The following is a 13,563-nucleotide window of genomic DNA, read 5'->3' on the forward strand; positions in this document are numbered from 1 at the left end:
TGTGGATGCCCGAGCGACGCCGCGGAGCGGCACTGGAGAAGGCGCTCCTCGATGCGGCCTGGGAAGAACTCACGGCCAACGGCTACGCCAGGTTCACCATGGACGCCGTCGTCCAGCGCGCCGGGACCAGCCCCCCTGTGCTCTACCGCCGCTGGGCCGACCGTGACGAACTGGTGCGGGCGGCCATCGTGCACACCCTGAAGGAGTACCGACTCGACAGTCCCGACACCGGGAGCCTGCGGGAGGACGTCCTCACCCTCATGCGGGAGATCAACACCACCCGCGTCCAGTTCATCACCGTGATGAGCGTGCAACTGGCCGGCTATTACCAGGAGACCGGCACCAGCCCCGCCGACCTGCGCGACCCTCTCGCGACGGGGCGCAAGGAAGCTCTCGACGTGCTCTTCGACCGTGCCGTCGACCGGGGTGAGATCAAACGGGAACTCCTCACCGAACGCGTCAAGTCCCTCCCCTTCGACCTGCTGCGCCAGGAAATCCTCACGACCTTCGCCCCCGTGCCCGACCACGTCATCGAGGAGATCGTCGACACGGTCTTCCTCCCCCTGGTGCGCTGACCGCGGAATCCCGCACCTGGGCGTGGACGCCGTGCGTCTGGACGCCGTGGCCCGGGCGGCCGGTGCCGCCTCCGTCCGCTCCGGGCCGTCGTGGCACGCCGGGCCCGGGCCCCGGGACGCGCAGGTTCAGCCGCGTGCGGCGAGTGCCTCGCGCCATGCGGGGCTGTCGACGTAGTGGTTGTCGAACCGCTCTGACGAGTCCTTGATCTCCTGTGGGTCGGCCTCGCCGCGCATCACCCGGCCGAGGAGCCGCAGGTAGTCGAAGCGGTCGGCACCCGGGGTGAAGACGAACAGCACTTCGGCGGTCCTGCCCGGCGCCGCGGCGAAGGCGTGCGGGGTGTGCGGCGGCACGAGAAGGAAGTCGCCCGCCTCCAGGACGATGATCTCCTCACCCACCAGCACCTGGAGCGCTCCGTCGATCACGAAGAACGCCTCGGACGCCTTGGTGTGCAGGTGTGCGGGCGCCCCGACCGCGCCCTCGGCGAACGACGACCGGTAGCTGGTGAGCCGCCCGCCGGTGTGGCCGGAGTCCGCGAGAAGTGTCATGACGCTGCTGGGATCAGAGGTCGTCTCGGCGTCGGCGGCGCGGGTGAGGACCGGGGCGACGGTCGCGGTCCGAGCGGTCTGCGTGGTGTCGTTCTTCTTCGTCATGACTACGACTCTAGGGAGGGGATCGACCGGCGCCCGGGTGCATTTCGGAGTCGGAATCGTGGGTCAATCCGCTCGACGGTCGACCAGTCGGGCGAGCGCCCGGCAGCTGCGGCGGGCGTCGGGCGGGTCATATCGCGTCGGGGTCTGCGTCCGGCCGCCCGGCGAGGACCGCACCCGGGTGACCCGTGGAAGTAGGTTGTGCCGATGACCGAACTCCTGCCGCCCGGCGGCACTGTGCTCGACGCGGACGAACTGCGTGCCCGGTGGGCGGACGCCTGGGCGCCGGAGCGGACGGCGGAGCGGTTGGCTGGGGTGACCACGCCCTGGTGCGTCGCGGCGGGGTGGGCGCTGGATCTCTTCCGTGGGGAGCCGTCGCGGCCGCACGGTGATCTGGAGATCGCGGTCCCCGCCGCGGGATTTCCCGAGATTCGAGACCGTTTCCCCGAGTACACCTGGGACGCGGTGGGTTCGGGACGGGTCTGGGCGGGGGCGGGAGTCGAGGCACTGGCGGCCACGTACCAGACCTGGCTCAGGGATCCGGTGAGCGGCCGGTTCCTGTTCGACGTCTTTCGCGAGCCGCACGAGGGCATGACGTGGGTCTGCCGGCGGGACGAGAGTCTGCGGCTGCCGTACGACGCGATCATCGAGCGGACGGCGGACGGGATCCCCTACCTGATACCGGAGTTGGTGCTGCTGTTCAAGGCGAAGGCGACCCGGCCCAAGGACCGGGCGGACTTCGACGAAGTGCTTCCGCTGCTGGGCCGGGCGCGGCGGGATCGCCTCGGCGAGTGGCTGGACCGTGTGCATCCCGGACACCCGTGGCTGGCGGAGCTGGCCCGGCGGTGATGCGGGGTGTCGTTCATCCCTCCGCGAGGCCGTCATGGAGGTCGAGGGTCCAGTTCTGGCTGACGAGGTCGTGGCCGAAGCTGTGATGTGGTTCCTCGTCGGCGAGGAGGAAACCGAAGTGTTCGTAGATCCTGCGGGCGGACACGAGGTTGTTCGTGGTCCACAGCGTCACGCGCCGGTAGCCGGCCTCGCGGGCGAAGGCCAGGGACTCTTCGACGAGACGGGTGCCCAGGCCGAGGCCCCGGGCGGCCGGGGTGACGAGCAGGACGCGCAGCTTGGCCACTTCCGGCTGGTCGTCGGCGACCAGGAACACGCAGCCCGCGCGTTCGCCGTCGACCTCGGCGATCCAGGCTGCCTCCGTGGCGGGTGAGTGCCTTGCCGCGTACTCGGCCACGATCTCGGCCACCAGGGCCTCGAACTCGGTGTTCCAGCCGAACTGTCGGTCGTACAACTCGCCGTGGGCCATCACCACCCAGCCCAGGTCGCCAGGTTGGTCGGCACGGCGGATCACTGCCTGCCGCTGACGTGTCGCGTTCGGCATTGCACACTCTCCGGAGCAAGTCGTCACAGAAGGTTACTGACACGGTCGTGTCAGTCGCTTTAGGCTAGGACCATGTCCCCGGAAACCGCAAACCCCTCTCCGCGCCAGACCCAGTTGCTCGAGGCCGCTTACCAGTACGCGCTCACGCACGGTCTGGCCGACCTGTCGCTTCGCCCGCTGGCGGAGGCCATCGGCTCCAGTACGCGGGTGCTGATGTTCCTCTTCGGCAACAAGGACGGACTCGTGCGCGCCCTGCTGGAGCGGGGGCGTGCCGATGAACTGGCGTTGCTGGCGCGGCTTCGGCAGGCAGACGGCCCGGTCGGCCTGGCTCTGGCGGCCGATCAGGTGTGGACTTGGCTCGCCGCCGACGAGCACCGCCCGCTGCTGCGTCTGTGGGCCGAGGCTTACACCCGCTCCCTCGTGGAACCCGACGGTCCTTGGGCCGGGTTCGCCAAGGCCACCGTGGACGACTGGCTCGACGTCCTGGCCGCCTGTCAGCCGCCGTCGGAGCGAGACGCCGAGGACGGTGTCATCCGCCGCAGTTTGACGCTGGCGGTACTCCGAGGGGCCTTGCTCGACCTTCTCGCCACGGACGACGAGCGCAGGGTCACCGCCGCCGTCCAGCGGCAGCTGGCTCTCCTGCGCCGCGAGGAAGGCGACGAGTCATGACCCTTTTCGGCGGCCACCCGCCCCGGTGGGCCCTTCCGCCCCTCCGTCCTCCCGCACGGCGCGAGCCGGTCGCGTGAGGATCTGTGCGGCGAAGCGGCCGCCCGGCAGGTCGTCGGTTCCCCTGAAGTCGCCGCCGCGCGGCTTCAGCGGGCGGGCGGGACGAACTCGGGCTGGTCGAGCACGCGCAGCCAGGTTCCGTCAGGCTGGCGTCGGACGACCTGTGCCCGGGCGCCGGCCCCGTCCCGCGGCGGGGTCGAGGTGAGGGCGATGTCGCCGCTGATCAGCGTCGGCAGCGGCGGTTCCGGTTCGAAGCGGGGGCGGTTGGCCAGGACCTTCTCCCACAGTGCGCGGATCGCTTCCCGCCCCACCGTCAGTCGGCCGGGCGGGAAGGCCAGCACCGCATCCTCCTCGTAGAGCGCGGCGACCCCGGCCGCATCACCCGCGTTGGATCGTTCGACGAACAGGCGGGTGATGTCCTCGGGCCGCTCGGCCTTCTCGTACTCCTGCACGGTTCCTCCTGAGGTCCGGCTTCGATGCTCTCCAGCCTCGTCGCCCGCGTATCAGAAGTCCAACAGATGGATTTTCTGGGAGCTAGAATCTGCAGTCATGGACCTGAGGCAGCTCGAATACTTCGTCGCGGTCGCCGAGGAGCGGAACTTCACCCGGGCGGCCGGGCGGGTCCACATCAGCCAGTCCGGCGTCAGCGCCCAGATCCGCCAGTTGGAACGCGAACTCGGTGCCGAGCTGTTCGACCGGTCGGGGCGTACCGTCACCCTGACCGTCGCGGGACGTGCCGCGCTCGAACACGCCCGCGCCGCACTGGCCGCAGCCGAGGCGGTCGGCCAGGTGGTGGGACAGGTGACCGGTCTGATCCGGGGCCGCCTCACGGTCGGCATGGTCATCGGCTGCACCCTCACCCCGCTGTTCGACGCCCTCGCCGCGTTTCACCGGCTTCATCAGGGTGTGGAGATCTCACTGCTGGAGGACAACTCCGACAGGCTCGTCGAGGGAGTGCGTGCCGATGCCATCGACCTGGCCCTCGTCGGTACCGCAGGCACCGCGCCGGATGGGCTGGACTCACTGACGGTCATCAGCGAGCGGCTCGTCGCGGCTGTTCCCGCGAGGCATCCCTTGGCGCGACAGCGCCGTGTCACGCTGCGCGACCTGGTCGCCCATCCGGTCGTCTGCATGCCGGCCGGTACCGGCCTGCGCGCGGTGCTCGACCGTGCCTGTGCCGCGCAGGGCCTTCAACCCGCGATCGGGCTGCAGGCCGGCGCCGCGGATGCCATCGCCGATCTGGCTTCCCGTGGACTGGGTGTCGCCGTCCTCAGCGAGTCGATGGCCGCGAGCTACGGTGACCGGCTCACCGCGCGCGTCATCGACGACATCGAGACTCCAGCGGTGCTGGCGCTCGTCTGGAAGAGCACGCACAACCCGGCTGTGCGCGAGTTGGTCGTACACAGCCGACGAGCATTCACCCAGGTCGATCCGGCCCGAGGGCCGTCGCCTGTCCGGTGAATGATCCAGGTGTGCGTCTCAGGTCGTGCCGGCGAACAGCTCCTGCAACGGCTGAGCCGAGTCGGTGCCGGAGTGGCCGAAGGGAGCGTCGAAGCTCCAGACCATGAAGAGCAGGAAGACCACCAGGGCGCTGAACGCGGTGGCCAGCATCAACTCCCGGGCCGAGCGACGGATCTGGAGGGCGTAGAGCAGGCCGAGCGTGACGATCCCGCCGGCGATCAGGCCGAACCAAACCACGCCCGGCAGGGTGCTGCCGGCGCTGTCGAGGCGCTGGTGGCGCGCGTCGTCGGCGGCGGCGACCTGGTCGAGGAGCGGCTGGTAGGCCTGGGCCTGGAGTTCGTCGGTGGGCGTGTGGTGCGCGATGTCGCTGCGGATACGGGTCAACAGGCGCCCCCCGGTGGCATCGATCGGATCGTCGTCCTCCATGGCCGGCCACTCGGCGGTCACGGCGTGCCGGGCGTAGGCGTCGATGTGCTGCCGGACCTGGGAGTGGAAGGCCGCCGGGTAGACGTCCAGGCGCTGGTTGATCTCGTACAGCGCCTGGGCCTCGCGCTGCACGGTGTCCTCGGCGGCGCCGCGAGCCTCCCAGACGCCGGCGATCGCCAGGCCCAGGACGATGGCGTAGACGACGCCGACCATCATCACCATGTACTCGAGGACGTCGGGTGTCTGCGAGGTGTCCTCGTCGTCCGCCACACGGCGGTGGCGCATCACGGTGGCGGCGACCACGAAGGCGCAGACCAGCGCGCAGGCCAGGGTGTAGATCAGCCATTCCGGCACAGCAGGACTCCAGGATGAGCAGATGAGTAGATGAGCAGATGAGCAGATGAGAGAGGGGCGGAGGGGTAAGCTGAGTGGACGGGGTGAAGGGCGGCCCCTGGGTGGTCAGCCGCCGCTACGGCGCCGGGAGCCCGGGCGCAGTGCGGCGGCGGCCAGGATGGCCGGGGTGGTGATCACGACGGTGGTCATCGTGGTGGACAGTCCGGCGGGAGCCGGACGTGCGGAGCCACCGCCGTAGGGGAGGCGCGGCACCCAGCGGAAGGGGGCGGCGCGGGGCGCCGGGGCGGGAGCCGGTGCCCGGGTCGGCGCGTCGGCGGAGGCATCGGCGGCGACGACGGCCTCGGGCGGCGGTTCCGGCGCGGGCACCGGGCGTTCGACGGGCCGGGGGAGCGGGGTTGCCGAACGGGGCGTAGCCGGTGGGGTGCCGACAGGGCGAGGCGCGTGCGCCGCCCGTTCCGGCTCTTCGACCGGCGCCGAAGGGGCCGGCGTGCGCGATGGACGTGGGGCGGGCCGAGGCGACGAAGGGGCGGCGGGCCGCTGCCGGGAGGGCGCGCCGATCTCGACCCAGCCGTCGGCGGAACACACCACCACATGCGTGGTGGTGGGAGTGGCGTCGACGACGACCGCGGGTCCGCAGGCGCCCGGCAGAGGGCAGAGCGCGGCGGCGGTTCCGAGACCGACGCTGATCCAGCCGCTCACCATGCTGTTCCTCTCCGCTGACGGTGTGCGCGCCTTTGACGGAGGCACGGACGAATGGACGCCGACGCGCTCACCGGGCGGTGGCCGTTCGGCAACAGGAGTAACGATCATGCTCGGCTCGGGGACACGGCTGCGGTTCGGGCCCGTCCGGTTCGGGCCGGACGGGTTCAGCGGCTCCTGGGAGTTGGCGGTCCGGCGAGGAGGACGGCTTCGAGTGCGGCGTAGCGCTCCCGTTCGCGCGCGGTCGCCCTTCTGCCCGACATGACGGTGCCGAGCAGGCCGCAGAGGAAGCCCGCCGGTACCGAGACGAGAGCCGTGGTCGTGAAAGGGAACCAGTTGAAGTCGACTTCCGGGAACGCCGATCCGGGAGAGCCGGAGACGAGGTTGGTGCCGGTCATCAGGACGAGAACGCTGACCGACCCGCCGATGAGCGTGCACAGCAGGCCCGCGCGTGTGAAGCGCCGCCAGAAGAGGCTGTAGACGAGGGCGGGAGCGATGGCCGACGCGCCGAGGCAGAAGGAGACGGTGGCGAGCGGCTGGAGACTGCGGTGCTGGGCGATGACGGCGAGCAGGATGACGGGGAGGCCCACCGCCAGCGCGGCCAGTCGCGCCAGCGCCATCTCGCGCAGCGGCGAGACGTTCGGGCGGGCCGCGGCGATGTCGTGGGCCAGGGAGTTGGCGCAGGCCAGCGTCATGCTGGCCACCGAGGCCAGCAGGGTCAGGAAGATCGCCGTCGTGACGGTGGCGAACAGCAGGCTCTCCGGGCGGGACAGGTGCATGCCGAACGCGGCGCGCGAACCGAGCAGGTAGGCGGTGTTGCCGCGCGGGTCGGCTCCGGCTACGCCCGCGCGCCCGATGAGGGCCGTGGCGCCCACCCCGATGACGGTGATCACGGCGATGAACAGGGTGACCGTCGAGATGGCCCAGGACATCGCGCGGCGCACCTGGGGCGCGCTGCCCGCGGTGTACATCCGCATGGTGACGTGCGGCAGGCAGGCGCCGCCCAGCACGATGGCGCACTGGGTGCTCACCATGTCGAGGCCGCGGTGCGGTCCGTTGGCGAACTGCAGTCCGTAGCGCAGGAAGTTCTCCTCGGCGCCGCTGCCGTGGGCGGCGGCCTGGAACAGGGTCCGGGGGCTCCAGCCGAAGGTGTGCAGGATGAGTCCGGCGACGACCAGGCCGGAGCCGAGCAGGATCACGGTCTTGAGGATCTGGATCAGGGCGGTGCCGCGCATGCCCCCGATGGCCGCGTAGCTGATCATCAGGGTGCCCGCCCCGACGATGCAGCCGGTCCGCATGGCGCTGTCGGAGAAACCGAGGACGTACGCCAGCAACTGGCCCACCCCGGCCAGTTGCACGACCATCATCGGTACCAGCGAGGCGAGGGTGACCACACACGCGGTGATGCGCACCGCGCGGCCGGGCAGTCGTCTGCCGAGCGCGTCGGCCATGGTGAATCGGCCGGTGTGATGCAGGGGTTCGGCCAGCAGGACCATCAGGAGCAGCAGGGACAGCACGGTGCTCAGGGCCAGTACGACACCGTCGTAGCCGCAGAGCGCGATGACCCCGCCGATGGTGAGCACCGTGGCGGCGGAGATGTAGTCACCGGCGATGGCGAGGCCGTTGCGCAGGGGCGAGAGGGAGCGGTAGCCGGTGTAGAACTCGTCGAGGTCGTCGCGGTCGGGACCGGTCAGCACGCACAGCATGAGGGTCAGGGCCACGACGCTGGAGAACGCCACCAGGGACCAGGACTGCGCGGAGCCGTCGAAGTCCGTCACGACCGTGGCTCCTCGGCCGGGACGGGGTCGGGCCGGCGGTGTACGCGCCGGGCCAGCGGGTCGACGTACCGGCGCGCCGTGTACTCGTAGAGGAGCACGGCCAGCCAGGTGACGGGCAGTTGGACCAGGGCGAGGAGAAGGCCGGTGGGAAGGCCGCCCGGTGCGAGGCGGGTCATGACCGAGGGGGCTTCGACGGTGAGGGTGAGGAAGACGGCGAAGTAGCCGAGCGCGGCGAACGTGGCGACGCGCCGCTGCCAGCGGCAGGCCCTGCGCAGTCGGCGGAGGTCGCGGTGCCTGCCGGTCCACTGCCGGGCACGTTCCGGCAGGCGCGAGTCGTGCGGCAGGCGCGAGTCGTGCGGCAGGCGCGAGTCGTGCGGCGGGCGGGTGTCGTGCGGCGGGTGGGTGTCGTCCGGCGGGGCGGCCCACTGCGGGGTGGCGGTGGGGGAGGCGTGCCGTGCGGGCCGGTGCCGCGCCGGGTATAAGTCGGAGCTGTCGGAGGACATCCCGGGATCTCCTACTGGGTCGTGGGCCCCAAGAGGTGCGGCCCGCGCGAACAGGGGGGAGGGGTTCGTGTGTTCGGGTCACCGCACGCTATGCGGGTGTCGGACCGTGCGCAGAGACTTCCGTGAACTCCCTGGTGAGGACCGCTGCGGCGCTCTGACCTCGGATGTTGTGGGAGTGGCGGGTGTGATGAGGGGGCACGGCGGTGCTGTGCCGGGCCACGCGGGTCGAATCGTTCGAGCGGGTCCCGGGAGAGGCCGGGGGGATTCGGGGGCTCCGTGCGCCGACGTGTCAGTGGGGCGGTTCGTCCGTGCGGCGGCCGGTCGCCGCACGGTGCACGACGTGTGCGGCGGCCACGTCCAGGGCGGCGTGGCCGGTGGACTTGAAGACGGTCAGCTGGTCCCGGGAGGTGCGGCCGGGCGCCTCGCCGCACAGCACGGAGCCGAGCAGGACGACGACGTTCTCCCTCGGCAGCCCCTGCAGCTCGTGGGCGCCGGAGGGCGGGGGAGTGGTGGCGGCACCGGGCCACTCCGTGAAGAGTGCGGCGTCCCGGACGGTGTCGTCGTCGAGTTCGGGCCCGTGGGAGCCGCCGACCGAGCTCACGTGAGTGCCCGGGGCGAGCCAAGCGCGGCGCAGCACGGGACGGGTCGCGCCGGTGCAGCAGTACACGGTGGACGCCTCGCGTACGGCGGTCTCGATGCCGTCCGCCGCACGGCCCGCCGGGTGCAGGGCGGCCAGCGCGCGGGCCGCTTCGGGGTCGCGGCCCGCGACGGTGACGGGTTCGGCCGGGCGGAGCGCGGCGAGGAGGCGGACCTGGGCCCGGGCCTGGGCGCCGGTGCCGACGACCACGACGGGTCCGGGCCGGGCCAGGGCCCCGGCGCTGTGCGTGGCGGCCGCCGCCGTGCGCCAGGCCGTCACGGGTTCGGCGTCCATGACGGCCAGCGGACGGCCGTCCTCGGGGTCGAAGAGGGCCACGATGCCCCGGTGGGTGCTGCGCCCGGGGTGGCGGGGGTCGGCGAACACTGACACGAGCTTCGCCGCGAGGCCGAGTCCCGGCACGTAGCCGGGCATGGCACCCAGCAGACCGCCGGGTGCGAAGGCCGCTGTCCGGGGCGGCGCGGACGCCGATCCGCGGGCCACGGCGACGAGCGCGTCGGACACGGCGGCCATCAGGCGGCGCGGGTCGAGGGCCGCCTCGGTGGCCGCCCGGTCGAGGACGAGGACGTCGTTCACGCGCCGCTCGCCCCGCCCGGGCCGGACAGCAGGCCGCGGAGGGTGTCGACCGCCGAGGCGAGTTCCTCCCGCAGGCGGCGCATCCGGGGTTCGTCGATCTCGGCATCCGGGCCGACCACGGTGACGGCGCACACGGGCGCCCCGGGGACCGGGACGACGGCGCGGCTGAGCGAGGCGACGAACCGGTCGTTGCGGCCGTGCTCGACGGCGAACCCGTCGGCCTCGGTCCGCTCGAGGTCGGCGAGCAGACCCGCGTCGCCCTCCAGCGGATGTCCGGCCTTGCGGGCGGCGTCGAGGTAGGGGCCGCGTGCCTGCGGGGGCAGGGCGGCCACCAGGGCGAGGGGGCCGGCGAACCGGTGGACGGGCAGCGCCTCGTCCCGGAGCGTGCTGATCATCGCGAGCCGGTCCGGGCGGATCACGTCCACCACCCGTGAGCCGTCGTTCTCGAGGACCTGGAGGTTGACCATCATGCCCGTGCGCGCTGAGAGGTCCTCCAGCAGCGGGCGGGCCAGCGAGGTCAGCGAGTTGTGCGCCGCCCGGGCCGACAGGCGCAGGACGGCGGTGCCCGGCAGATAGCGGTCGTCGACGCGCAGCACCCAGCCCCTGCGGACCAGGTCCACGAGGACGCGGTAGGCCGTGGCCCGGTGCAGCCCGACCTCGTCGGCCAGGTCGGTGAGCCGGGGCGGCCGGGGGGCTCGGGCGACGGCCTCGACCAGGTCCAGCGCCTTGTCCACGGCCGTTCGCGTTGCTTGCGTCGCCTGCGGCATCGAAACCCTTCCCGGTGACCGGACGGACGGTCCCGGCGGGCGTGTCCGGCGCCGGGATTCGGGGGTAGGGTACCGCTTGTTTCAGGCAACGAGAGAGTTGTTACGTACAGCGTAACAGAGTGAGAGTGTGTGACCTTGACGAACGAGAGTTCCGGGGCGGCGAAGCCCTTCGCGCCGCCCGAGGCGGGCGAGCTGGTGGTCTACCGCGGCCTCACGCTGTTCGACGGGACCGGCAGCGCGCCCCGGCCCGCCGTGTCGCTCGTCGTGGACGGCCCCGTGATCCGGTCCGTCGCGGACGAGACGGACGTGGCGGCCGCCCTCGCCGACGGCGCCGAAGTCGTCGACCTCGCCGGTCACTTCGTCACGCCCGGGCTCATCGACGCGCACCAGCACCTCGCCACTCCGCCCGATCGCCCCGCCGCCGAAGCGGTCCTGCGCCGCCTCGTGCACAGCGGGGTCACGGCCGTGCGGGACATGGCGGACGACCTGCGCCAGGTCGGGGACCTCGCACGGGCCGGGCTGGTGGGCGAGATCGCCGCCCCGGACATCCACTACGCGGCGCTCATGGCGGGCCCGGGGTTCTTCGACGACCCCCGAACCCACCAGGTGACCCAGGGCGCCGTCCCCGGACACGTGCCCTGGATGCAGGCCGTCACCGACACCACCGACCTCCCCCTTGCCGTGGCCCTGGCCCGCGGGACCTACGCGTCGGCCGTCAAGGTCTACGCCGACCTGGAGGCGGGCCTCGTCGCCGCCATCACCGCCGAGGCACACCGGCAGGGCATCCCGGTGTGGGCGCACGCGGCCGTGTTCCCCGCCACGCCCGGCGAGGTCGTCGCGGCGGGCGTGGACACCGTCTCGCATGTGACCCTGCTGGCCCACGAGGCCGCCAAGGGGCCGCTGACCAGCTACAAGGACAAGCCGGCCGTCGATCACGAAAGCCTGGTCACCGGCGAGGACGCGCGGCTCGACGCGCTCTTCGCCCGGATGCGGGAGCGGGACATCGTCCTGGACGCGACCGCCGGCATGTGGGCGAGCGCGGAGCTCGCCGGCGACGACCCGGAAAGCGCCGAACGCGCTCGCCGGCAGACCGAGTTGGCCATCGCGCTCACGGCGCAGGCGCACCGGGCGGGCGTGGCGCTGGCCACCGGGACCGACTACGAGACCGCTCCCGGCGAGCCGTTCCCCGCCCTCTACGAGGAACTCGCCTTCCTGGTGAAACGATGCGGCATCCCGGCCCCGGAGGTGCTCCGTTCCGCGACGCTCGTCGGCGCCCGCAGCGCCGGTGCCGCGCACCTGACGGGGAGCGTGGAGCCGGGCAAGCAGGCCGACTTCGCGGTTTTCACGCGCGATCCGCTGGCCGACATCGACCACCTGCGCACCATCACCCTCACCGTCAAGCGGGGCCGCCGCTTCCCGCGCGCCGCCTACACCCCCACCCCCACCCTCACCCGGGAGACCCGTTGAACGGCCCGCCCCTGATCATCAACGCGCTGGGACAACTCGACAACCCCAACGCCCCGCAGTCGATGGAGGCGGCGGGGGACCTCAACCCGACCGGCGAGCAGTACACCGTCGACGCCCGGACGCTGGCCGACGCGCGAGCCTCCGGCCTGACCGCAGTCAACATCACCCTCGGCTATGTGATGGGCGACCTGCCGCCCTACGAGCACACCCTGCACGAGATCGACATCTGGGACGGCATCATCGAGCGTCACCCGGACGACCTGCTGAAGGTGACCGGCGTCGCCGACATCCGCACGGCCGCCCGCGACGGACGCGTCGGCGTCATCTACGGCTTCCAGAACGCGGTGGCCGTCGGGGACGACCCCGCCCGGATCGCCACCTTCGCCGAACGCGGCGTGCGCGTCGTCCAGTTGACCTACAACCAGGCCAACCACCTCGGCGGCGGCTCGATGGCACCGTCCGGCACGGGGCTGACCGCGTTCGGACGCGAGGTCGTCGACGCCCTCAACGACCACCACCTCATGGTCGACCTGTCGCACAGCGGTGAGCGGACCTGTCTGGACGCCGCCACGCACTCCCGTGTCCCCGTGTCGATCAACCACACGGGGTGTCGCGCGCTGACCGACCTGCCCCGCAACAAGACGGACGAGGAACTGCGTCTGGTGGCCTCCCGCGGCGGTTTCGTCGGCATCTACTTCATGCCGTTCCTCAGCCCCACCGGGCACGCGCGCGCCGCCGACGTGGTCGAGCACATCGCGCACGCCGTGGACGTCTGCGGCGAGGACCATGTCGGTATCGGCACCGACGGCCCCGTCACCGCGATCGACGACCTCGACGCCTACCGGGCCCGGCTGGCCGAGCACGTGGCGCAGCGCCAGGAGGCCGGGGTCTCCGCGGCAGGCGAACGGGCGGACACCTACCCGTTCGTGGTCGACCTGCGGGGCGTGGACCAGTTCCGCGAGCTGACACGGCTGCTGGAACGGCGCGGCTACTCCTCCGGCCGCATCGAGAAGATCATGGGCCGCAACTTCCTCGACTACGCGGAACGGGTGTGGACGGCGTAGGCCCGTGACATGCGCCGTGATGATTCCCGCACGTCTGTCACCCGCCTGAGCGGGCACTAGCAGGAGCAGGACGACAGGGAGGACATCGTGAGCCAACACCGCGCACACCACGTGCCGACCGCCGGCCACACCCCGGACGACGACCTGACCGGATACCAGGTCGACGCCACGGACGGTCACGTCGGCAAGGTCAGCAAGTACTCCAGGGACCTCGGCCCGCGCTTCCTCGTGGTGCACACCGGCCTGTGGGTACTCGGCAAGGACGTGGTGATCCCGTCGGGCGACGTCCTGGGCATCGACCACGACGCCCGCATCGTGCAGCTGGCCCGGACGAAGGCGCAGGCCAGGTCGGCCCCCGTCTTCGACGCGGACACGTTCCTGGGCGATCCGCGCCACCGCGACCAACTGGGCGGCCGGCACGGATCCGGCCACTGACTCGAGCGGCCCGCACCCGTCGAAGGGTGCGGGCCGCTC

The 13,563-nt window shown here is 72.0% G+C and carries 16 protein-coding genes; 7 read left to right on the forward strand and 9 right to left on the reverse strand.

All coding sequences use genetic code 11. The annotated features are described in order from the left end of the window. The first annotated feature begins 5 nt into the window (after positions 1-5). The gene (locus ASD48_RS28405) at positions 6-575 is read left to right on the forward strand and encodes a TetR/AcrR family transcriptional regulator (protein WP_057604584.1); all 570 of its coding nucleotides are present in this window, start codon (positions 6-8) and stop codon (positions 573-575) included. Positions 576-701: 126 nt separating this feature from the next. Here the strand turns inward: ASD48_RS28405 and ASD48_RS28410 are convergent, their stop codons facing one another. Next, complete coding sequence (locus ASD48_RS28410; protein WP_057604585.1) at positions 702-1,226, reverse strand: cupin domain-containing protein; 525 nt, start codon at positions 1,224-1,226, stop codon at positions 702-704. 204 nt (positions 1,227-1,430) lie between these two features. Between ASD48_RS28410 and ASD48_RS28415 the strand changes: the two genes are divergently transcribed. Then, positions 1,431-2,072 carry a hypothetical protein gene (locus tag ASD48_RS28415; RefSeq protein ID WP_057604586.1) on the forward strand — a complete coding sequence of 214 codons (642 nt, stop codon included), beginning with the start codon at positions 1,431-1,433 and terminating at the stop codon, positions 2,070-2,072. A gap of 13 nt (positions 2,073-2,085) precedes the next feature. Here the strand turns inward: ASD48_RS28415 and ASD48_RS28420 are convergent, their stop codons facing one another. Then, the gene (locus ASD48_RS28420; protein ID WP_057604587.1) at positions 2,086-2,613 is read right to left on the reverse strand and encodes a GNAT family N-acetyltransferase; all 528 of its coding nucleotides are present in this window, start codon (positions 2,611-2,613) and stop codon (positions 2,086-2,088) included. A gap of 72 nt (positions 2,614-2,685) precedes the next feature. Here ASD48_RS28420 and ASD48_RS28425 point away from each other — a divergent pair, with 72 nt between their 5' ends. Continuing rightward, complete coding sequence (locus ASD48_RS28425; protein ID WP_057604588.1) at positions 2,686-3,282, forward strand: TetR family transcriptional regulator; 597 nt, start codon at positions 2,686-2,688, stop codon at positions 3,280-3,282. A gap of 143 nt (positions 3,283-3,425) precedes the next feature. Here ASD48_RS28425 and ASD48_RS28430 read toward each other — a convergent pair whose 3' ends face one another. Further along, positions 3,426-3,791, reverse strand: coding sequence for a nuclear transport factor 2 family protein (locus ASD48_RS28430; RefSeq protein ID WP_057604589.1), 366 nt, complete (start codon positions 3,789-3,791; stop codon positions 3,426-3,428). A 97-nt stretch (positions 3,792-3,888) separates the two neighbouring features. Between ASD48_RS28430 and ASD48_RS28435 the strand changes: the two genes are divergently transcribed. Next, positions 3,889-4,800, forward strand: coding sequence for a LysR substrate-binding domain-containing protein (locus tag ASD48_RS28435; protein ID WP_057604590.1), 912 nt, complete (start codon positions 3,889-3,891; stop codon positions 4,798-4,800). 18 nt (positions 4,801-4,818) lie between these two features. On the opposite strand, the gene ASD48_RS28440 is transcribed toward ASD48_RS28435, so the two are convergent. The 6 genes from ASD48_RS28440 to ASD48_RS28465 all read right to left on the reverse strand — a co-directional run bounded on the left by ASD48_RS28440 (position 4,819) and on the right by ASD48_RS28465 (position 10,558). Next, the gene (locus ASD48_RS28440) at positions 4,819-5,580 is read right to left on the reverse strand and encodes a DUF4239 domain-containing protein (protein ID WP_057604591.1); all 762 of its coding nucleotides are present in this window, start codon (positions 5,578-5,580) and stop codon (positions 4,819-4,821) included. A 105-nt stretch (positions 5,581-5,685) separates the two neighbouring features. After that, positions 5,686-5,946 carry a hypothetical protein gene (locus tag ASD48_RS28445; RefSeq protein ID WP_057604592.1) on the reverse strand — a complete coding sequence of 87 codons (261 nt, stop codon included), beginning with the start codon at positions 5,944-5,946 and terminating at the stop codon, positions 5,686-5,688. Between the two features lie 500 nt (positions 5,947-6,446). Continuing rightward, a complete protein-coding gene (locus tag ASD48_RS28450) occupies positions 6,447-8,057 on the reverse strand; it encodes a cation acetate symporter (RefSeq protein ID WP_057604593.1) in 1,611 nt (536 codons plus the stop codon). Then, positions 8,054-8,560: a DUF485 domain-containing protein gene (locus tag ASD48_RS28455; RefSeq protein ID WP_057604594.1), complete on the reverse strand. Its 507-nt coding sequence runs from the start codon at positions 8,558-8,560 to the stop codon at positions 8,054-8,056. Before ASD48_RS28455 ends, ASD48_RS28450 begins: the two co-directional genes overlap by 4 nt. 289 nt (positions 8,561-8,849) lie before the next feature. Next, complete coding sequence (locus ASD48_RS28460; RefSeq protein ID WP_057604595.1) at positions 8,850-9,791, reverse strand: ornithine cyclodeaminase family protein; 942 nt, start codon at positions 9,789-9,791, stop codon at positions 8,850-8,852. After that, a complete protein-coding gene (locus ASD48_RS28465) occupies positions 9,788-10,558 on the reverse strand; it encodes an IclR family transcriptional regulator (protein WP_057604596.1) in 771 nt (256 codons plus the stop codon). Before ASD48_RS28465 ends, ASD48_RS28460 begins: the two co-directional genes overlap by 4 nt. A 129-nt stretch (positions 10,559-10,687) precedes the next feature. Between ASD48_RS28465 and ASD48_RS28470 the strand changes: the two genes are divergently transcribed. The 3 genes from ASD48_RS28470 (at position 10,688) to ASD48_RS28480 (ending at position 13,524) form a co-directional block, all read left to right on the forward strand. Then, positions 10,688-12,025 carry an amidohydrolase family protein gene (locus tag ASD48_RS28470; protein ID WP_057604597.1) on the forward strand — a complete coding sequence of 446 codons (1,338 nt, stop codon included), beginning with the start codon at positions 10,688-10,690 and terminating at the stop codon, positions 12,023-12,025. Continuing rightward, on the forward strand, positions 12,022-13,089 hold the full coding sequence (locus ASD48_RS28475; protein WP_057604598.1) for a membrane dipeptidase: 1,068 nt from the start codon (positions 12,022-12,024) through the stop codon (positions 13,087-13,089). Before ASD48_RS28470 ends, ASD48_RS28475 begins: the two co-directional genes overlap by 4 nt. Positions 13,090-13,176: 87 nt before the next feature. Continuing rightward, the gene (locus tag ASD48_RS28480; protein ID WP_057604599.1) at positions 13,177-13,524 is read left to right on the forward strand and encodes a hypothetical protein; all 348 of its coding nucleotides are present in this window, start codon (positions 13,177-13,179) and stop codon (positions 13,522-13,524) included. Positions 13,525-13,563: the final 39 nt, after the last annotated feature.

The organism is Streptomyces sp. Root1310 (assembly GCF_001426425.1).
In the GTDB taxonomy this organism is placed as follows: domain Bacteria; phylum Actinomycetota; class Actinomycetes; order Streptomycetales; family Streptomycetaceae; genus Streptomyces.